We start from the raw sequence: 21,498 nt of genomic DNA on the forward strand, positions 1-21,498 counted from the left end.
AAATAAAATTTAATGAAAAAACTATATTTATGAACGGAAATTTCACTCATAAATATAGTTTTTTTCTATTTTAGAGGATTTATCTAATAAAAGAAAGTTGCAATTACAAGAATTACAATACTCATTAAAATAACAATTAAAATGAGCTTTGCAAGGAATTTAATCCATACAATAATGTCTATACGTGCAATAGCTAGAGCTCCCATTACTACACCAGATGTCGGAGTAAATAAATTTAATACTCCAGAAGCAGCCTGAAATGCAGTAATAACAAGATGAGATCTTACGTGAACAAATTCTGCCATAGGGCCTAAAAGTCCCATTGTTGCTCCGGCAAGACTTGATGTACCTGGAATTAAGAAAGACATAGGTAGGTAGAATAAATATGTAAGAGTTATAAACAGTTGAGGAGAAAGTCCCTTAAGTCCTATTTCACCCCAGTGAAGAATAGTTGCAGTTATAAGTCCGTCATTCATAATAACCTGAATACCACGTGATACGGCACATATTAAGGCAACGCCTATTAAATCAGCCGCTCCTTTTAAAAATACTTCCAGGAACTTATCTTCAGACATACCATAAACAACACCTATTAATACTGAAGAAACAAAGAAAAGCATTGTGATTTCTGAGAAATACCATGTTCCAAAAGGAGCTGCATGTCTAAAAAGTCCTCCAATAACCGGTAATCCAAGTAAAGCATCATTAAACTGTTCAAATATTTTTATACCGAAATCACCCCATGGAATTAGGCTGAGTATCATTATAAAGAATGTTAAAATGAAAATCCATAATATATAAAGCTGTTTCTTAGTCATTGCCTCAGAGCTTTCTGGTATTTTAAAGAGTTCAAGATTTTCTTTTCTTTGAGAATAGACAAATGACTTTTCAGGATTTTTTTCTATTTTAGTGGCATAGCTGTACACATAGAAAATAGAAATTGCAACCATTACCACCAGAAATACAAGCCTCCATACTATACCATCAGCTATACTGATACCGGCAGTATCTGATGCGACTCCTGTAGCAAAGGGATTTACAGTAGACGCAAGACATCCAATTTGTGAACCTACTAAAATTACAGCAACTGCAGTGATTGTATCAAAGCCGACTCCTATCATGATTGGGATAAGAAGAGGATAAAAAGCTATAGTTTCTTCTGCCATTCCATAAGTAGTTCCTCCAATGGCAAACAGAATCATTAATAGGGGAATAAGTCTTTTTTCTTTTCCTTTATTTTTCTTGATGACAGAAGCAATTCCGATATCTAGAGCTCCTGTTTCAGTAATTACGCCTAGAAAACCTCCTATTATAAGGATAAAAAATGCTACACCTATTGAACCGGTAGTAAGTTTATTACCAATCAGTCCGTATACGGGAGCCATAAAAATGTCATATATCCCTTGGGGATTTGACTGTACAGTTTTATAAGTTCCTGCCACTAGCTGTCCTGCTTCATTTTTTTCATATTCTCCAGCAGGAATAATCCAAGTCAGAATTGCAAGAATAATGATAAGAATAAACAAAACTGTATACGAAGAAGGCATTTTGAAGCCTTTCTTTTTTGCTTGTTCCATGATTCAACCTTCTATTTATATAAAAAATTAAAAACGGAATTTGAAATGCCTATAATTATTCATAGCGTTATTGAAAAAGATAAGAAAAATATTTTTCAATCTAAGTATATAACGACTTTTTATTTTGTCAATAGCATAAAATGTAATGTATAAAAATTAGAAAAATAAACATATGTTAGGAATTATGTTGAAAAAAATCTTAAAAATAATAAGACAAATGCCTAAAATATGTTATAATAAATATATTTCTAACAGGAGAAAAATTCTGATGAAAAAATTTAAGATAAAAACTAGACCGTCTGAAGAAATTATGATGGCAATAAATGGTGAACTTGATGATAAATTGATAAGTGAAAATATGAAAAAAATGCTGGAAGAAGCATATAAAATTTTTACTCATGATTTAAATGGAAAACTGACAGTATGTACACCTTGCTGCGTAAGTGAAGAAAATGTAGAAAAACTCATAAAGACACCGGTCAGAGAATTATCAAGGGAGTTAATGTGGGAGTATCTGGATGCTGTAAATCTAGATGAAACAGGACTTGAGATAAAACATTTTCTTCCCAAAATACTTGAGTTTCTAGTAAAACATGCAGAAATAAGGTTGGACACTTCACTTATTCTTGATAAATGCCACTTTGAGAAGAAAATCTGGAATAATGAGGAACTTGATTTCATGTACAGATTTTCGAAGGAGTTTATGCTTGAAGTGCTTAAAACTGAGCCTAAAACAGAAAGAATAGAAAATTTTTCAGTTTATATGACTATGTTTAATCTGGGAGGAATGAAAACAGAGCATCTGTTTGATATTGAAATGTGGAAAAAAGCAAGTGAAGATATAAATGCGTTGTGGCATTTTGAAGAAATGATGTATTCCTATACTGAAGGTTACACTTACTATTCTTATGCCTTTTCTTCCAATTCTGAATTTAATGAACAGATGAATTTATGGATGAACAGTAAAGAAATTGCAGAAATATTTTTACCGGTTATTGAAAAATATTATTTTGAGAATCCGGAGATGGATTATGAGGAACAATGGCGTCTGGATCAGCTTTATTCTGTTCTTGAAAAAAATCTGAAGAAATAAAAAAATAGATAGAATAAATATTTATTTCAAATAAAATAAGAAAAAAATAGATAAATGCTTTCAAATATAGTATAATAACTTTGGGAAAAATAAGCGTATTAAAATAAAAAGATAAGAAGGAAAGGAGAAGGTAATGAAAGAAAAGATACAGGCTCTAATAAATGAAAAAAAGTTTTCTGAAATCAGAGAAGAATTTAGAAATCTTAACAATGTGGAAATTTCAGATTTGCTGAACCAATTTGATAAATCGGAATTAATAATAATTTTCAGGTTATTGTCTAAAGATCAGAGTGCAGATGTATTTTCATATCTGGAACCGGAACAGCAGGAAATTATTATTAATGCCGTGACTGACCGGGAGACTGAAGTTCTTTTTAGAAATCTTTATTTTGATGACATGATTGACATTATAGAAGAAATGCCTTCAAATCTGGTAAAGAAAATATTAAAGAATACAAATTCCGAAGACAGATATCTAATAAATCAGTTTTTAAATTATCCTGAAAATTCAGCAGGAAGTATAATGACAACTGAGTATGTGGATTTAAAGAAAAATATGAAGGTATCTCAGGCAATTAAAGAAATAAGGGATACTGTTGAAGAAAAAGAAAATATATACACATGTTATGTAATAAGTGAAGACAGAAAGCTTGAAGGAGTTGTTTCGCTTAAAGAACTGATTACAAGTGATGATGACGTAACTATTGAAAGTATTATGAACCGTAACTTTGTAAGTGCCCATGCCAATGATGACCAGGAAGTAGTTGCTGATATAATCAAAAAATATGACTTGATTATTCTACCGGTGGTGGATATTGAAAACAGGCTTCTTGGGATTATAACAATAGATGATATTATTGATGTAATTGAGCAGGAAGATACAGAAGATTTTCATAGAATGGCAGGGATATCTCCAGTAGAAGAAACTTACTTGAAGACAAGTGCGTTTACAATGGCGAGACAGAGAATAATGTGGCTTGTAGTTCTTATGATTTCTGCAACCTTTACCGGAAGAATTATAAAAAGTTATGAAGATGTACTTCAGTCGGTGGTAGTACTTGCTTCATTTATTCCAATGCTTATGGATACAGGGGGAAATGCCGGAGCACAGTCTTCAACAACAGTAATTCGTGCCTTGTCATTAGGAGATGTGGAAATAAAAGATATATTTAAAATATTAAAGAAAGAATTTTTGACTTCCTTTATAGTGGCAGTAGTTCTGGCGGCTATTAACTATCTGAGACTTATAACATTAACGAAAACAAGTCTTGATGTCGCACTGGTTGTTTCTGGAACGCTTATACTGGTAGTTATTATTTCTAAAGTAATAGGGGCTTTTTTGCCAATTGTTGCCAAAACATTCAAAATGGATCCTGCAATTATGGCGGGGCCATTAATAACAACAATACTGGATGCACTGACACTTTCGATTTATTTTAAATTTGCCACTATATTCTTAAGCGGTATGATTAAGTAAAGGAGGGAACTGATGGAAGAAATGAGAGAAATAATTGAAGCTCTGGTAAAAGAAAAAAAATATTTTGAAATAAGAAAACAGTTAAATGAACTGAACGGAGTTGAAATTTCTGAAATAATAAATGATTTTGAGATTCCGGAAGTGGTAATAATGATATTCAGACTCCTGAAAAAAGATAAAGCGGCTGTCGTATTTCCGTATTTGGATTCTGAACATCAGGAAATGATAATTTATGCATCAACAGATATTGAAACAAAAAATATATTTGACGAACTTTATTTTGATGATATAGTAGATATAATTGAAGAGATGCCTGCAGATGTGGTGAAAAAAATACTAAAAAATACTGATGCAAAAGATAGACATCTTATAAATCAGCTTCTGAAATATCCTGAATACTCGGCAGGAAGCATAATGACAACAGAGTATGTTGATCTGGAAAAGGGCATGAAGGTGGCAGAAGCGATAGATTGTATAAGAAAGACAGGTAAGGATAAGGAAAATATATATACCTGCTATGTTACAAATGAAGAAGGAAAGCTTGAAGGGGTTATTTCCCTTAAGGAATTAATTGGTAAAAAAGATGATACTCTGATAGAAGATGTTATGGAGAGTAGCTTTGCAAGTGTGAATACGAATGACCATCAGGAAGAAGTAGTAGCAGTATTTAAAAAATATGACCTGATAGTTCTTCCTGTTACTGATAATGAAAATAGAATTCTGGGAATAATAACAGCAGATGATGTAATGCACGTAGTGGAACAGGAAGCTACGGAAGATTTCCACAAAATGGCGGGAATTACTGCAACTGTAGAGGAACCTTACCTGAAAACTAATGTATTTACAGTAGCCAAACAGAGAATAGGATGGCTTGCCGTACTTATGATTTCTGATACAATATCAGGAAATATAATTCAGGGATATGAAAAGGTTTTAGCACAGTCAATTATACTTACTGCATTTGTACCGATGCTGATGTCCACCGGAGGAAATGTTGGCTCACAATCATCAACAGTTGTAATACGTTCACTTGCTTTAGGTGAAATATCTCCAAAGGATGCCTTTAGAGTTTTGAAGAAAGAATTTTCGATTTCGTTAATGGTGGCATTAGTTTTATCACTCCTCAATTTCTTTAGACTGATGTGGTTTGAAAAAATAGATATTATGATAGCTCTTACAGTATCAGTAACATTAATATTTACAGTAATAGTTTCAAAAATAGTGGGTGCATTGCTTCCACTTGGAGCAAAAATTCTGAAAACGGATCCTGCCGTTATGGCAACTCCTTTAATAACAACAATTTCAGATGCTGTGACACTTATTATTTATTTTAAATTTGCAACAATGTTCTTAAAAATCGGATAATATAATATATAAAAGAACAGCTATAATTATTTAAAAAAATTCAGTTCAACAACAAAAAGAACTGAAGAATAATTTAAATAAAAGCTGTTTTTTTATATCACAACAAAAGTCTTTTAGCCCTTTCCCGCAAATTTTCCTTCTTTAATGAAGCAATGCAGACAAGGTCATTTCCACTTTCATAGTGGGGATTTTTTTTGAGAAAAAACTTCACATGATTATCTCTGAGTTCCTTATTTGAAATATCAGCAATTCCTTCCTTAAGTGAGTCAGTCAATTTATTATATTCAATAATCCCTTCAATTGGATTATATTCTCCAGGATATTTTGTATGGCCAAAAAAATCCATCAGGGATTTCATTTCAGGTGGTGTATCTTCCTTGAAATTTGGATAGAATTTTTTAAGAAAGGTAGGTAAAATTTTGTAAGTTTTATGTCCCTTTACAATAAGAAACCAGTAAAAATTCTCATACTGTTCCCCATATGTAAAGAAAAATTTTGCAAAGACCTGGAACAAGGAAAAACTTCCCCAATTTTCCTTATGAATGACTGTATCTCCGGAAAATACCCCATGTATATCTTTCCCTTCATAATTTAATTTCAATATTTTTTGAGTGGAAAATCCCTTTATTTTGTCCTTTTCATCTTTAAGAATTATACAAAAATCCTTATCTAAAAAATCCTTAGTAAAATTCTTTTTAGTAATATTATTATAAAATTTAGCCATTAAAGAATACATTTCCTTAAGCTGTTTTTCTGAAACCTGATTTATTTTTACAATGCTCCCCTGTAAGTCCATAGCGAATCCGCTCCTAAAATTTGGATTATTTTATCAATATGTTTATTTTAAAATTTCCTATATTTAATTATACTGTTTTATAGAATTATTTACAACTTAAAAATAGAAAATAATATATTATTTCAATTAAAAAAATACTTTGCTTAACAAAATATCGAAAAAATGATACTATAAAAAAATAAAAAATTACTATATAATGGGGATTGGAGAGATAAATGTCAAAGGCTATGGGAAGAAATTTATTTGAAATTGTAGAAAAAAAATTACTGGCACCAGCTATTTATATGTTTAGGGTGTATTCACCATGGGTTGCCGAAAATTCAAATCCTGGTCAGTTTATTATACTGAAAACTGATGAAAAAGGGGAGAGAATTCCATTAACAATAGCAGATTATGACAGTGAAAACGGGCTTGTTACAGTTGTAATACAAGCAATAGGTCATTCAACTGAAGATGCCTGCAGTTACAATGTTGGAGAAAAGTTCAATGATTTTGTAGGTCCTCTTGGACAGGCGTCAGATCTGATTAATCAGACAGATGAAGAACTTAAAGGGAAGAAAATCCTATTTGTAGCAGGAGGATTGGGGGCTGCACCTGTTTATCCGCAGGTTAAGTATCTTCATTCACGGGGAATAGATGCCGATGTGATAATGGGGGCAAAAACAAAAGAAATGATAATATACGAAGAAGATATGAAAAAAGTGGCTAATAATGTCTTTGTTGTGACAGATGATGGAAGCTATGGAAATAAAGGATTTGTAACAGATGAAATGGTACGTCTTATTGAAAATGAAGGAAAAAAGTATGATGAAGTAATTGCAATAGGGCCTCTTATCATGATGAAATCAGTTTCAGAGCTTACTAAAAAATATAATATTAAAACAATTGTCAGTTTAAATCCTATTATGGTTGACGGTACAGGAATGTGCGGAGCATGTAGAATTACAGTTGGAAACAGTGTGAAATTTGCATGTGTAGACGGACCTGAATTTGAAGCACATGAAATAGATTTTGATGAAGCATTGAAAAGACAGAAACTGTATAAAACTGTTGAAGGAAAAAAACTTTTAAATATTACAGAATGTGAGCAGGATAAAAGAGTAGAACTGGGAACAGAAATTTATTGTCTTGGAAAGAGCGGTAATGGAGAAAAAGAAGGAGAAGAAAAGCAGGAGATAGTCCTTGACAGGAAGAAAAAAGTTCCGGATAGATTACAGCCTGCTGAAGTGAGAATACATAATTTTGAGGAAGTAAGTAAAGGATATACAGAAGAAATGGCAATGGTGGAAGCAATGAGATGTCTTAACTGCAAAAAGCCCCTTTGCGTGCCGCAATGTCCTGTAAATATCAATATTCCTCAGTTTATAATGCAGGTTAAAAATGGGGAATTTAAACAAGCTGCAGAAACTATATGGGAAACGAGCTCACTTCCTGCAATTTGTGGGAGAGTCTGTCCACAGGAAAGTCAGTGTGAAGGAAGCTGTATAGTAGGATTCAAAAATGAGCCTGTTGCAATAGGGAGACTGGAAAGATTTGTTGCTGACTATGCTAGGGAAAAGGGAATTAAAATGGCTCTTCACAATGTTGAGAAGAAAAATAAAAAAGTTGCTGTCATAGGAAGTGGACCTTCAGGAATAGCATGTGCAGGAGATTTGGCAAAATTAGGTTATGATGTGACAATTTTTGAAGCATTGCACGAGGCTGGAGGGGTTCTAGTATACGGTATACCTGAATTCAGGCTTCCAAAAAAAGAAGTTGTTGAACCTGAAATACAGGCTATAAAAGATTTAGGAGTAAAAATAGAAACAAATGTAATAATTGGAAAAACATTGTCAGTGGATGAACTGGTTGAAAAGCAGGGATACGAAGCGGTTTACATAGCATCAGGTGCAGGACTTCCTAATTTTATGCATATAAAAGGTGAAGGATCCAATGGAGTATTTTCTGCAAATGAACTTCTGACACGAAATAATCTTATGAAGGCTCACAGCGATGAATATAAAACGCCTGTAACAGTAGGCAAAAATGCTGTTATAGTTGGAGCAGGAAACGTTGCTATGGATGCGGCGAGAACTGCAATAAGATTAGGTGCAGAAGTTACAGTAGTTTATAGAAGAACTGAGGATGAAGCTCCGGCAAGGCTGGAAGAAATAGAACATGCCAAGGAAGAAGGAGTTAAGTTTTCATTCCTGACAAATCCTGTGGAAATTATTCCAGATGAACATGGATGGGTAAAAAAAATAAGATGTATAAGAATGGAGCTGGGAGAACCTGACGAAAAAGGAAGAAGAAGACCTGTGGAAGTTCCTGATTCAGAATTTGAAATAGAATCAGATACAGTAATTATTTCAATCGGGACATCTCCAAATCCATTGATAAGTCAGGCAATTCCAGGACTGGAACTAAACAGATGGAAAGGAATTGTAACTGATGAAGAAACAGGAGCTACAAACAAGGAAGGAATCTATGCAGGAGGAGATGCTGTAACTGGAGCTGCAACAGTGATTCTTGCAATGGGTGCAGGTAAGAAGGCTGCAAAAGCTATTGATGAAATGTTAAGTGGAAAATAGGATAAAAATAGTAAAAATTAAATATAATATATGAAAAAACTATATTTTTTCATTTACTAAAATCTTACTCATATAAAACAGTCATTTATTAAGGAAAAGTCAAAAACTTGCCTAAAGGCTCAGACAGATGACTTTTCCTAAATTTATTTCCAGTTTTACATTGTAAAATTTTAAATAATTCACAAAATATAGTTTTTTACATTATTTTTTATCTTTTTGCAACTATTGAAAATGTAAATTTATCCGGACGGTAGGAAATAGTACCATATTCAAAAAGACTTCCATTTGATAGAAATGCATATGTTTCAATAACAACAACCATTTCATATTTTTTCAAATCCATATACTTTTTTTCTTCAGGAGTTGCATACCTGAATTTTATTTCCCTTCTCGAATGCGAAATTTTCAGATTAAGTTTATTTTCCAGATACTCATAAATAGATTTCTGAGAAATTTCCTTACTTAAGAAAGGAACGATTCTCCTGTCAAAATACGAAACATCATATTCGAGCTTTTCTCCGTCAAGAGAACGTGTACGGACAACTTTATAAAAATCATTGTCTTTAGTTGCGTGAAAAATATCCATCAGCTTTTTATTATCCTGAATTATATAAAGACTGACTAGATTTGTTTTTATATCGAGATTTTCAGCTTTACTCAGTTCCTGTGAAGTCTGAATTGAAGAAAGGGATACATTTTTCAGGTATCCTCTTTCAAGTATGAGGGAATTTTTCCCTTTTAATTTTTGAATATATCCTTCAAGTTCCAAAATAGAAAGAGCTTTTCTTATAGTGTCTTTTGAATAGGAGTATTCATTTGCCAGTTCAGATTCACTGGCTAGAAATTCTCCCGGTTTTAAGGAACCGTCCTTTATTTTATCTTTTATATCGTTGTATACATCTTTGTATTTGCTCATATTCTTCTGTTTCCTTATTTACTTAAAAGTTATCTTGAGTACACTCTAGTTAATTTTGCAATTCTTTCAGCCAGTTCATCTGTAAGAACTCCATGTCTTAAACGCCATTGCCAATTGCCTGCAGCAACTCCAGGAGTATTTATTCTAGCTTCACTTCCAAGACCTAGGAAATCTTGAACTGGAGATATTGCCATGCTGGCAACTGAGCTCCATGCTCCTCTTATTGCATCCCAGTGAATTTTATCATCTGATCTTGAATTCAGATAATCTCTTGCAAACTGTCTATCTTCTTCTTTTGCCTTCTGGAACCATCCTATCAATGTATCGTTATCATGAGTTCCTGTATAGACAACACAGTTTTTTGTATATGTATGTGGAAGATAGTCATTTTCTTCACCTGAATCGAATGCAAATCCTAAAATTTTCATTCCTGGGAATCCAGTAGCTTCTCTCAAATCAATAACTCCTTGAGTCATAAGTCCTAAATCCTCAGCAATAATAGGTAATTCACCTAATTGAGATTTAATAGCATTAAATAAGTCGATTCCTGGACCTGGTTCCCATTGTCCGTTTATAGCAGTGTCATCACCGTAAGGAACTGCCCAGTATGCTTCAAATCCTCTGAAGTGGTCTATTCTTATTATATCACAAGTTGAAAGGTTTGCTCTTACCCTTTCTACCCACCAGCTGTAGTTAGTTTCTTTAAGTTTTTGCCAGTTATAAAGAGGATTTCCCCATAATTGTCCTGTTGCACTGAAATAATCAGGCGGAACACCAGCCACTTTAACGGGTTTTCTTTCTTCATCAAATAGGAATATTTCCGGATTTGCCCATGCATCAGAACTATCTGCAGCAACAAATATCGGTATATCTCCTATTATTTTTATACCATTTTCATTTGCGTATCTTTTTACATCTCCCCATTGTTTAAAGAATAGGAACTGTATGAAATTATGATATTCAATATCATCTGCAAGTTCATTTCTATAATGTTCCATTGCTCCGTGTTCCCTGTTTTTTATATCGTGTGCCCATTCATTCCAAGGAAGTCCGTTAAAATGGTTTTTCAATGAAATATAAAGGCTGTAGTCATTTAACCATGAAGCATTTTCTCTTTTAAAATGTTCAAGATTTTCTCTCATTTCGTGATTATCAGAAGATTTAAAGTTTTCATATACCCTTCTTAATAAAGGATATTTCTGATTATATATTGCCCCGTAATCTATGTATTCTTCGTTATCTCCAAAAAATACATCTCTAAGGTCTTCTTCTGAAAGTAAATGAGCTTCAATAAGTAAATCAAAGTCAATAAGATAAGGATTCCCAGCAAAAGATGAAAATGACTGGTATGGAGAATCTCCATATCCTGTAGGTCCTAAAGGGAATATTTGCCATAATTTCTGTCTAGATTTTTTTAGGAAATCAATAAAAGCATAAGCTTCTTTTCCTAAAGTTCCAATACCGTATTTTCCTGGAAGGGAAGTCGGATGGAATAAAATACCTGAGCTTCTTTCAAACATATACATTTCCTCCTAAATTAGTTTATATTTTAAATATAGCCCATTTTTCCCAAAAAGTCAACAGACGAAAGTGGACATTTTCGGAGAAATTGTTATAAAACATGAACATTTACGTAAATGTATTGACAAATTAAAAAATAAAGATTATAATAGACACGAAAATTTACTATGAAAGGAATTAAAAATAAGACAATGAAGAGTAATTTTATAGAATTTTTAAAACGTGGGGATAGCAAAGAACTTAAAGAAATGACAAATCAGGAGATTTATTACAAGCTTTTAGAATATGTAAAAGAAGAAGCTGAAAAAAAATCAGAAAATAAATCAAAGAAAAAGATATATTATATATCAGCAGAATTTCTTATAGGAAAGCTATTGTCAAATAATCTTATTAATCTTGGAATATACAAGGAAATAAGGGAAGAACTAAAAAAAGCGGGAAAAAAACTAAGTGATATTGAAGAATTGGAGACAGAACCATCACTAGGAAATGGTGGACTTGGGAGACTGGCTTCATGTTTTGTAGATTCAATATCTACTTTGGGAATAAATGGGGAAGGTATAGGATTAAACTACCATTGCGGTCTTTTTAAACAGGTTTTTAAAAAAAATGAGCAGAAAGCTGAGCCAAATTACTGGATAGAAGATGAAAGCTGGCTAAGGGATACAAATATAGGATATAAGATAAAATTTAAAAACTTCACTTTAAATTCAAAACTAAAAAGAATTGATATACTTGGATATGAAAAGGACACAAAAAATTATCTGAATTTGTTTGATATTGAAAGTGTTGATTACAATTTAATAGAAGAAGGAATAACTTTTGATGAGGAAGTTATAGAAAAAAACCTTACATTATTCCTATATCCTGATGACAGTACAAAAAAAGGAGAACTTTTACGTATTTATCAACAATATTTTATGGTTTCAAATGCTGCAAGACTTATTATTACTGAAGCTTTAGAAAAGGGAAGTAATATTCATGACCTTGCTGATTATGCTTTTGTTCAGATAAATGATACTCATCCGAGTATGGTAATTCCGGAATTAATTAGAATTATGACAGAAGAATATAAAATTTCTTTTGAGGAATCTGTAAAAATTGTTACATCAATGACAGGATATACAAACCACACAATATTAGCGGAAGCACTTGAGAAATGGCCATTAGAATACCTTGAGGAAGTTGTACCTGATATAGTTGATATAATAAAAAAACTTGATAAAATTGTAAAAATAAAATATAATAATGATAACGTACAAATTATAGACAAAGAAGATAGAGTCCACATGGCAAATATGGACATACATTTTTCATCAAGTGTAAATGGGGTAGCTTATCTACATACTGAAATTTTGAAAAACAGTGAACTTAAGGATTTTTATGAAATTTATCCGGAAAAGTTTAACAACAAGACAAACGGAATTACCTTCAGAAGATGGCTTGAAAGCTGTAATGAAGACCTTGCAGATTATATAAAGGAATTAATAGGAACAGGTTATCTTACAGATGCTGAAAAACTGGAAGAGCTTTTAAAATTTTCTGATGATAAGGAAGTATACAGAAAACTGGAAAATATAAAAAAGGAAAACAAACTGAAGTTGAAGGAATATCTACAGCATACACAAGGTATTGTAATAGATGAAAATAGCATAATAGACACGCAGATAAAAAGATTCCACGAATATAAGCGTCAGCAGATGAATGCTTTATATGTAATAAAAAAATATCTTGATATAAAAAGTGGAAAACTTCCTGAAAGAAAAATAACTGTACTTTTTGGAGGGAAAGCCGCTCCAGCATATATAATCGCTCAGGATATAATTCATCTGATACTTTGTCTGTCAGAAATTATAAACAATGATCCTGAAGTAAACAAGTATCTGAATGTATATCTGGTTGAAAACTATAATGTAGGACTGGCTGAAAAAATAATTCCTGCAACAGATATTTCAGAACAGATTTCCCTTGCATCAAAGGAAGCGAGTGGAACAGGAAACATGAAATTTATGTTGAATGGTGCATTAACTTTAGGAACAATGGATGGAGCAAATGTTGAAATCTGTGAACTTGTAGGTAATGAAAATATCTATATTTTTGGAAAACATAGTGATGAAATCATAGAATTATATGAAAAAGAAGGATACGTTTCAAAAGACTACTATAAACAGGAAGGAATTAAAGAAGTAGTTGATTTTATTACTTCAGAAGAACTTGTTAAAGTAGGAAACAGTGAAAGACTGGAAAGACTGCATAATGAACTTATAAATAAAGACTGGTTCATGACACTTATTGACTTTAATGAATATTATGAAGTTAAGGAAAAAATGTTGTCTGACTATGAAAATAAGGATCTTTGGTATAAAAAGGTCATAAATAACATAGCTAAAGCAGGATTCTTCTCTTCAGACAGAACAATAAGTCAATATGAAAATGAAATATGGAAAACAGAAGATAAAAAATAATTAAAATTTATAATATTTAGTGCTGTTTCGGAGAATTATCCGGAACAGTCCTGTTTCTCTCTAAAAATAAGAGAAAAAAACAACGTGGTTACAAAATAAAGTTATTATAAAATTTAAAAGAAAGGAAAGGTAAAGATATGAAACTGTTGACTATCAATGTTCATGCCTGGATAGAGGAAAATCAGGATGAAAAGATGGAAATACTGGCAAAAGTAATTGCAGAAAATGACTATGATGTAGTAGCTATGCAGGAAGTAAATCAGTCTATGAACAGTCCTGTAGTTTTTAGGGCAATCCGTCAGGATAACTATGGTTGGGTACTTCTGGAAAAAATCAGTAAATATACTGACAGAACCTATTATTATCATTGGAGTAATTCGCATATTGGCTACGGTAAATATGATGAAGGTCTTGCAATTATAACAAAACATAAGCTTTTAGATGTAGATGAATTTTATTGTACTAGGGCTCAAAGCGTAAATACAATTACATCGAGAAGAATTAACAGTGCAACAATTGAATATAAGGGGCAGAAAGTAGAATTTTACACTTGCCATATGAATCTTCCTACAAATCAGGAAGAAAAAATGGCAGATAATATCCAGACAATACTGAAAAGAAGTCAAACTGATAATTTAAAGATACTAATGGGAGATTTCAATACTGATGCAATAAATAGTCCTGAAGATTACAAAATGATTCTTTCTCAGGGACTGTATGACACATATACTATGGCGGAAGAAAAAGATAGTGGAATTACAGTAGGAGGAAACATTGATGGATGGAGTAAAAGCAAGGAAGAAAAACGTATAGACTATATTTTAAGTAACAAGGAAATAAAAGTTAAAAGCAGCAAAGTAATATTCAATGGAGAAAATCATCCAGTTGTGTCAGACCATTATGGGCTGGAAGTTATTCTGGATTTGTAAGAATATAAGGCATTTTAAATTGAAATACGAAAATGAAATAAAAAGTTAAAAAAGATTTACGTAAATGTATTGACAAATTAAAAAAATGTGGTATATTTAAAATATGAAAAAATCATATATAAAAATTTTAGGAGGTAGTAAAAATGATGAAAAAAATCCAACGTTTTGGTGGAGCAATGATGGCACCAGTTCTATTATTTGCATTTACGGGGATAGTAGTAGGACTTGCATCAGTATTCACTAATACACAAGTTGTGGGGAAAATTGCTGAAGAAGGGACAATGTGGTATAAATTCTGGTATGTAGTTGCAGAAGGTGGTTGGACAGTATTTAGACAAATGCCTTTATTATTTGCAATAGGATTACCAATAAGTTTGGCAACAAAGACAAATGCAAGAGCATGTTTAGAAACATTTGCATTATATATGACATTTAACTATTTTGTATCTGCGATATTAAAAGTATTCTATGGAATAGATGCAGCTAAACAAATAGCAGACGGTGTAACAGGTTATTCTGCAATAGCCGGAGTTCCAACAATAGATACAAGTTTATTTGGTGGTATTCTAATCGCAGCATTGGTAGTATATATACATAATAAATACTTTGACAAGAAATTACCTGATTTCTTAGGAGTATTTCAAGGTTCAGTATTTGTATATATTATAGGATTTATAGTTATGATTCCTTGTGCATTTTTAACAGTATTAATCTGGCCTAAAGTTCAAATGGGAATTGGTGCAATGCAAGGATTTATGAAGGCTTCAGGAGTATTAGGAGTATGGGTTTATACATTCTTGGAAAGAATATTAATACCTACAGGATTACACCACTTTGTTTACACACCATTTGTATTTGGTCCGGCAGTAGTTCCTAACGGAATTCAAGTTTACTGGGTTGAACACATAAAAGAATTTGCTCAAAGTACAGAACCATTAAAAACTTTATTCCCAGGTGGAGGATTCGCATTACATGGAAACTCAAAAATATTTGGTGCAGCAGGAATAGCACTTGCTATGTACTCTACTGCAAAACCTGAGAAAAAGAAAGTAGTAGCAGCATTATTAATACCAATAGTATTTACAGCAGTAGTTTCAGGAATAACTGAACCATTAGAATTTACATTCTTATTTATAGCTCCAGTATTGTTTGCAGTTCACGCTTTCTTAGCGGCAACAATGGCAGCGACAATGTATGCTTTTGGAGTAGTTGGAAATATGGGTGGAGGACTTCTTGACTTCCTATTCTTAAACTGGATACCAATGTTTAAAAATCACTCTGGAACAGTAATTACTCAAATAATAATAGGATTAATATTTACAGTAATATACTTCTTCGTATTTAGATTCTTAATTCAAAAAATGAATCTGAAAACTCCAGGTAGGGAAGATGAAGATGAAGAAATGAAACTTTACACAAAAGCTGATTATAAAGCTAAACATGGTGAAGGTGGAGCAGCAGCTTCAGGTTCTTCAGATGACCAGTATATGGATCAGGCAATAATAATTCTTGAAGCATTAGGTGGAAAAGATAATATCGAAGAATTAAATAACTGTGCAACAAGATTAAGAGTAAGTGTAAAAGATGAATCTAAATTAGCAAAAGACGCTGCATTTAAAGCAGGTGGAGCACACGGAGTAGTTAGAAAAGGTAAAGCAGTTCAAGTAATTATAGGATTGACAGTGCCACAAGTAAGAGAAAGAATTGAAAACTTAGTTAAATAGGACAAAAAATAAGAAAGAATTTTCAGAAGTGATATAGAGCTTATGAAAGTTCTTTCTTTTTATATTTAGAATTTATAATATGTGTAGGGATAGTGAAAGAGGTAGTTATTCTTTATTGTTAAAAAAATATTGACAAAATAGCTTTAAATGATATAATAATTATATCAAATGAAAGGAATTGATGTTATATGGGAAAAGTTGTTGTTAATTTTAGAATAGATAAAGAAACAAAGCAAGAAATGGAAAAAATTTGTGAGGATATAGGAATTTCAATAGGGACAGCCTTTAATATTTTTGCAAAAAAATTTACTCGTGAAAGAAAAATACCGTTTGAACTAGATTCAGATCCTTTTTATAGTCAAAAAAATATTGAAAGATTAAAAAAATCTATTGAACAAATGGAAAAAACAGGTGGAACTGTTCATGAGGTTGATTATGATTAAATCATGGACTGATGAAGCATGGGAAGAATTTGAATACTGGAACTCATAAAAGATATTGATAGAAATGGATATACAGGAATTGGGAAACCAGAAGCTCTGAAACATGATTTAAGTGGATATTGGAGCAGAAGAATAGACGCTGGAAACAGGATTGTTTATAAAATTGAAGATGGAATTATAAAAATTGTTCAATGTGGCTCTCATTATAGGGATAAATAAAAAATAATTTTAATAAAGTATGGTAGGGCTGTCTCAAAAAAATTGAAATATGGAATTCATATTTTAAAATTTGAGACAGCCCTTTTTCTTATTATTATTTAAAATAAAATTATCTTTTGGCAATCGCTGTAAAAGTGAATTTTTCAGGGTGGTGAACAATACTTTCATATTGAAATAATGCACCGTTTGAAAGATAAGCATGAGTTTCAATAACAACAACCATATTAATCCCTTTTAATTTGAAATATTCCTGTTCTTCGGGAGTGATTTTTCTAAATTTTATATCTCTTCGCGAATAGGCAATCTTTAAATTCAAATCATTTTCCAAATATTCATATATAGAGTTTTTGGGGATTTCTTCATTTAGAAAAGGCACAATTTTTCTATCAAAGAAAGAAGTGGAATAACTTAAAACTTCATCATCTAGAGAATTTATACGAACAACCTTATAAAAATCAGCATCTTCAGAAACATTAAATTTTTTCATCAGTTTTTCTATGCCCTGAACAATATACAAGCTTATCAGATTAGTCTTAATATTGATATTCTGCATTTTATTTATTTCCTGTTTAGTCTGAATTGTAGTCAGTGGAAGATTTTCCAGATTTCTTTTTTCCATAACAATAGATTTCTTACCTTTTATTTTCTGTATGTATCCTTCAGCCTCCAGCATGGCTAAAGCCTTCCTCACAGTAAGTTTGGAAAAATTATAGTCTTTTGCCAGATCATCTTCCTTTTTTAGAAATTCACCTGTTTTTATTGTATTATTCATAATTTTTTCTTTTATATCGTTATAGACTTTTTCATATTTATTCATTTTTATATATACCTTTCATTTAATGATAATATATTATACTATAAAATATATAAAATAACAACATAAATAGTAGAAGAATTATATAAAAAATAAAAAAATAAAAAAAGATTTATATAAACCTATTGCAATTTATAAAAAAATATGATATAAATAGACATACAGTAAAAAACAAACATATTTAATAATAAAAACGAATGGGAGATGAGTATTTATGAAAAAATTTTCAATTGTAGTAGCTGGTGGGGGAAGTACATTTACTCCGGGGATTGTTCTGATGTTATTGGATAACTTGGACAAATTTCCAATCAGACAAATTAAATTTTATGACAATGATGCAGAAAGACAGGAAATCATTGCAAAAGCATGTGATATAATAATAAAGGAGAAGGCACCGGATATTAATTTCGTATATACTACTGATCCTGAAACAGCATTTACAGATGTTGACTTTGTTATGGCACATATAAGAGTTGGGAAATATGCAATGCGTGAGAAAGATGAGAAAATACCTTTAAAACATGGAGTATTAGGACAGGAAACTTGTGGACCTGGAGGAATTGCATATGGAATGCGTTCAATTGGTGGAGTTATTGAGTTAGTTGATTATATGGAAAAATATTCACCAAATGCGTGGATGTTAAACTATTCAAACCCTGCAGCAATTGTGGCGGAAGCAACTAGAAGATTACGTCCAAATTCTAAAATATTAAATATTTGTGACATGCCAATTGGAATTGAATTGAGAATGGCTGAAATGCTTGGACTTGAATCAAGAAAAGACATGGTTATAAGATACTTCGGATTGAATCACTTTGGATGGTGGACAGATATAAGAGATAAAGAAGGAAACGACTTGATGCCTGCATTAAAGGAAAAAGTTGCAAAAGTTGGATATAATGTACCAATTGAAGGGGAAAATACAGAAGCAAGCTGGAATGATACATTTACAAAAGCAAAAGATGTATTTGCAATTGATCCTACAACATTACCGAACACATACTTAAAATACTACTTATTCCCTGATTATGTGGTAGAGCATTCAAACCCTAACCACACAAGAGCAAATGAAGTAATGGAAGGAAGAGAAAAGTTTGTATTTGGTGAATGTAAAGCAATTGCAGAAAAAGGAACTGCAAAAGACAGCAAACTTCACGTAGATGACCATGCATCATATATAGTTGATTTAGCAAGAGCAATCGCTTATAATACAAAGGAAAGAATGCTATTAATCGTAGAAAATGACGGAGCATTGTCAAACTTTGATCCAACTGCAATGGTAGAAGTACCTTGTTTAGTAGGTTCAAATGGACCTGAAAAAATAGTTCAGGGGAAAATTCCTCAATTCCAAAAAGGATTAATGGAACAACAAGTTTCTGTTGAAAAATTAACAGTAGAAGCATGGATTGAAGGGTCATACCAAAAATTATGGCAGGCAATCACATTGTCAAGAACTGTGCCAAGTGCATCTGTTGCAAAAGCAATATTGGATGATTTAATTGAAGCTAATAAGGACTTCTGGCCAGTGCTGAAATAGTTTATAAATTAGAATAATCAAAATTAAAAAACATATTTATTTTCTGAGATTATCTTAAAAGTTAAAAAGATTTATTTTTAAATTACTACTGACTTGAGGGATAATCTCTTTTAAATATTAGTAATATACTTTTTAAGGAGAAAAAATGGATACAAAAAAATTAGATAAAAAATGGTGGCAAAAAGAGGTTGGATATCAGATATATCCAAGAAGTTTTTATGACAGCAACAATGACGGAATTGGAGATTTAAATGGAATTACAGCGAAACTGGATTATCTTAAGGAACTTGGGATAACTCTTATCTGGGTTTGTCCAATATTTAAGTCACCAATGGATGACAACGGATATGATATTTCAGATTATTATGATGTGAATCCTGAATTCGGGACAAAGGAAGATTTGGAAAAATTGATTGCAGAGGCCGAAAAAAGAGGGATAAAAGTAATTTTAGATTTGGTAATTAATCATACTTCTGATGAGCACGAGTGGTTTTTGGAAGCATTGAAAAATCCTGAAAGCAAGTACAGAAATTACTATATTTTCAAAAGAGGTAAAAATGGATTGCCACCAACAAACTGGAGATCACATTTTGGAGGTTCTGCTTGGGAAAAAGTTGAAGGGGAAGCTGATGAAAATGGAAATGAAATGTACTATTTGCATTTATTTACAAAAAAACAGCCTGACTTAAATTGGGAAAATCCTGAAGTTAGGAAAGAGCTTTACAAAATGGTAAATTATTGGCTTGAAAAGGGAATTGCTGGATTTAGAGTTGATGCGATTAATTCGATAAAAAAAGATGCAAGATATTTGGATTTGCCAGTTGATGGAGCGGATGGAAGGGCATACAATGTGGAATATACTTTGAATCAGCCTGGAATTGAAGAGTTTTTAAGCGAATTGGCAAAAGAAACTTTCAAAAAATATAATGCGATGACTGTTGCGGAAACTCCAATGCTTGAGTATGAAAGATACAATGATTTCATTGGAGATGATGGATTTTTTACAATGATTTTTGATTTTAGCTATACGGATTTAGATATGACAAAAGGCGGATTTTATTATTCATTGAGAGATATTCCAACAATAGAGCTTAGGGATGCTATTTTTGAAAGTCAACTGACTCAGCAAAAATATGGATGGGGAGCACCATTCTTTGAAAATCACGATTTGCCAAGAAGTTTGAATAAATTTTTTGGTGAAAAAGCGAATGAAACAAATGCAAAATTGTTAGCAAATGTATTTTTCTTCTTGCGAGGAACACCATTTATTTATCAAGGTCAAGAAATTGGGATGGATAATTTTGTGAGAAATGATATTTCTGAATTTGATGATATTGCGAGTAAAGACCAATATCAACGGGCATTAGGAGAAGGATTTTCATCTGAAGAAGCATTATATTTTGTAAATAAACGAAGCCGTGACAATTCAAGAACACCTATGCAATGGGACAACAGCAAAAACGCTGGTTTTTTAAAAGATGAAAACTCAAAATCATGGATAAAATTAACAGGAAGCCAAGCCACAACAAATGTAGCAGACCAAATAAATGACAAAGATTCAATTTTTTCACACTACAAAAAAATGATTGATTTGAGACAAAATGGAAAATATTCAGACTGCCTGATTTATGGAGACTTTATTCCTGTTCCACTTGAAAATGAAAAAATAATTGCCTATGTAAGAAAATATGAAAATCAGAAACTTCTCTGTATCAGTAATTTTTCTGAGTTGAAACAGGAAGTTGAATTAAATGATATTGCAAAAGTTCTTGGAGAAAAAGAAATTATACTTGGAAAAATTTTAATTAATAATTTTGATAAAATCGGAAAAGATGAGAAAAAGTTAAATTTAGAAGGATTCCAAAGTTTGTTAGTTGAGATTTAGTAAAAAAAAATTACAATAAAAAAGAGACTATCTAGAAATAAAAAATAAAAACCATATTTATGAAAAACTGTTTTACATAAGTGAAATTTTGTTAAATAAATATGGTTTTTATATTATTTTTTAAGTTTTTTTTGGCTCTTTGTCAAGAGTGGGGGTGGAAAAAGTTC

15 protein-coding genes and 1 pseudogene are annotated in these 21,498 nt (G+C 31.7%); 11 read left to right on the plus strand and 5 right to left on the minus strand.

The annotated features are described in order from the left end of the window. Window positions 1–83: 83 nt before the first annotated feature. Window positions 84–1,577, minus strand: coding sequence for a YfcC family protein (locus HMPREF1984_RS00925; RefSeq protein ID WP_021765984.1), 1,494 nt, complete (start codon window positions 1,575–1,577; stop codon window positions 84–86). A 268-nt stretch (window positions 1,578–1,845) separates the two neighbouring features. Between HMPREF1984_RS00925 and HMPREF1984_RS00930 the strand changes: the two genes are divergently transcribed. The 3 genes from HMPREF1984_RS00930 (at window position 1,846) to mgtE (HMPREF1984_RS00940) (ending at window position 5,512) form a co-directional block, all read left to right on the plus strand. After that, window positions 1,846–2,670: a hypothetical protein gene (locus HMPREF1984_RS00930; protein WP_036099253.1), complete on the plus strand. Its 825-nt coding sequence runs from the start codon at window positions 1,846–1,848 to the stop codon at window positions 2,668–2,670. A 133-nt stretch (window positions 2,671–2,803) separates the two neighbouring features. Continuing rightward, a complete protein-coding gene (gene mgtE, locus HMPREF1984_RS00935) occupies window positions 2,804–4,147 on the plus strand; it encodes a magnesium transporter (RefSeq protein ID WP_021765986.1) in 1,344 nt (447 codons plus the stop codon). 21 nt (window positions 4,148–4,168) lie between these two features. Next, window positions 4,169–5,512, plus strand: coding sequence for a magnesium transporter (mgtE, locus tag HMPREF1984_RS00940; RefSeq protein WP_198011739.1), 1,344 nt, complete (start codon window positions 4,169–4,171; stop codon window positions 5,510–5,512). A gap of 97 nt (window positions 5,513–5,609) precedes the next feature. On the opposite strand, the gene HMPREF1984_RS00945 is transcribed toward mgtE (HMPREF1984_RS00940), so the two are convergent. Next, window positions 5,610–6,308: a hypothetical protein gene (locus HMPREF1984_RS00945; protein ID WP_021765988.1), complete on the minus strand. Its 699-nt coding sequence runs from the start codon at window positions 6,306–6,308 to the stop codon at window positions 5,610–5,612. 215 nt (window positions 6,309–6,523) lie between these two features. Here HMPREF1984_RS00945 and HMPREF1984_RS00950 point away from each other — a divergent pair, with 215 nt between their 5' ends. Continuing rightward, the gene (locus HMPREF1984_RS00950) at window positions 6,524–8,878 is read left to right on the plus strand and encodes a bifunctional dihydroorotate dehydrogenase B NAD binding subunit/NADPH-dependent glutamate synthase (protein ID WP_021765989.1); all 2,355 of its coding nucleotides are present in this window, start codon (window positions 6,524–6,526) and stop codon (window positions 8,876–8,878) included. 208 nt (window positions 8,879–9,086) lie between these two features. On the opposite strand, the gene HMPREF1984_RS00955 is transcribed toward HMPREF1984_RS00950, so the two are convergent. Together HMPREF1984_RS00955 and malQ are read right to left on the minus strand one after the other, a co-directional pair. Then, on the minus strand, window positions 9,087–9,794 hold the full coding sequence (locus HMPREF1984_RS00955; protein ID WP_021765990.1) for a GntR family transcriptional regulator: 708 nt from the start codon (window positions 9,792–9,794) through the stop codon (window positions 9,087–9,089). 29 nt (window positions 9,795–9,823) lie between these two features. Next, the gene (gene malQ, locus HMPREF1984_RS00960; RefSeq protein WP_036099255.1) at window positions 9,824–11,314 is read right to left on the minus strand and encodes a 4-alpha-glucanotransferase; all 1,491 of its coding nucleotides are present in this window, start codon (window positions 11,312–11,314) and stop codon (window positions 9,824–9,826) included. Window positions 11,315–11,482: 168 nt separating this feature from the next. Between malQ and glgP the strand changes: the two genes are divergently transcribed. The 5 genes and pseudogenes from glgP (at window position 11,483) to HMPREF1984_RS11060 (ending at window position 17,095) form a co-directional block, all read left to right on the plus strand. Further along, entirely contained in the window at window positions 11,483–13,780 is a 2,298-nt protein-coding gene (glgP, locus tag HMPREF1984_RS00965) for a glycogen/starch/alpha-glucan family phosphorylase (RefSeq protein WP_021765992.1), read from the plus strand. 137 nt (window positions 13,781–13,917) lie between these two features. Then, window positions 13,918–14,709: an endonuclease/exonuclease/phosphatase family protein gene (locus tag HMPREF1984_RS00970; RefSeq protein ID WP_021765993.1), complete on the plus strand. Its 792-nt coding sequence runs from the start codon at window positions 13,918–13,920 to the stop codon at window positions 14,707–14,709. Between the two features lie 143 nt (window positions 14,710–14,852). After that, a complete protein-coding gene (locus HMPREF1984_RS00975; RefSeq protein WP_021765994.1) occupies window positions 14,853–16,433 on the plus strand; it encodes an alpha-glucoside-specific PTS transporter subunit IIBC in 1,581 nt (526 codons plus the stop codon). Between the two features lie 188 nt (window positions 16,434–16,621). Beyond that, window positions 16,622–16,876, plus strand: a complete 255-nt coding sequence (locus tag HMPREF1984_RS00980; protein WP_021765995.1) for a type II toxin-antitoxin system RelB/DinJ family antitoxin — start codon at window positions 16,622–16,624, stop codon at window positions 16,874–16,876. Then, a pseudogene (locus HMPREF1984_RS11060) lies at window positions 16,869–17,095 on the plus strand (Txe/YoeB family addiction module toxin). The gene HMPREF1984_RS00980 and the pseudogene HMPREF1984_RS11060 overlap by 8 nt, the downstream one beginning before the upstream one ends. A 109-nt stretch (window positions 17,096–17,204) precedes the next feature. Here the strand turns inward: HMPREF1984_RS11060 and HMPREF1984_RS00985 are convergent. Beyond that, window positions 17,205–17,912, minus strand: coding sequence for a GntR family transcriptional regulator (locus tag HMPREF1984_RS00985; RefSeq protein WP_021765996.1), 708 nt, complete (start codon window positions 17,910–17,912; stop codon window positions 17,205–17,207). A 211-nt stretch (window positions 17,913–18,123) separates the two neighbouring features. On the opposite strand from HMPREF1984_RS00985, the gene HMPREF1984_RS00990 reads away from it, so the two are divergent. Then, a complete protein-coding gene (locus HMPREF1984_RS00990; protein ID WP_021765997.1) occupies window positions 18,124–19,446 on the plus strand; it encodes a 6-phospho-alpha-glucosidase in 1,323 nt (440 codons plus the stop codon). Between the two features lie 145 nt (window positions 19,447–19,591). Beyond that, window positions 19,592–21,331, plus strand: coding sequence for an alpha-glucosidase (locus HMPREF1984_RS00995; RefSeq protein WP_021765998.1), 1,740 nt, complete (start codon window positions 19,592–19,594; stop codon window positions 21,329–21,331). The last annotated feature ends 167 nt before the right edge of the window (window positions 21,332–21,498 follow it).

This window comes from Leptotrichia sp. oral taxon 215 str. W9775 (assembly GCF_000469505.1).
Classification (GTDB): domain Bacteria; phylum Fusobacteriota; class Fusobacteriia; order Fusobacteriales; family Leptotrichiaceae; genus Leptotrichia_A.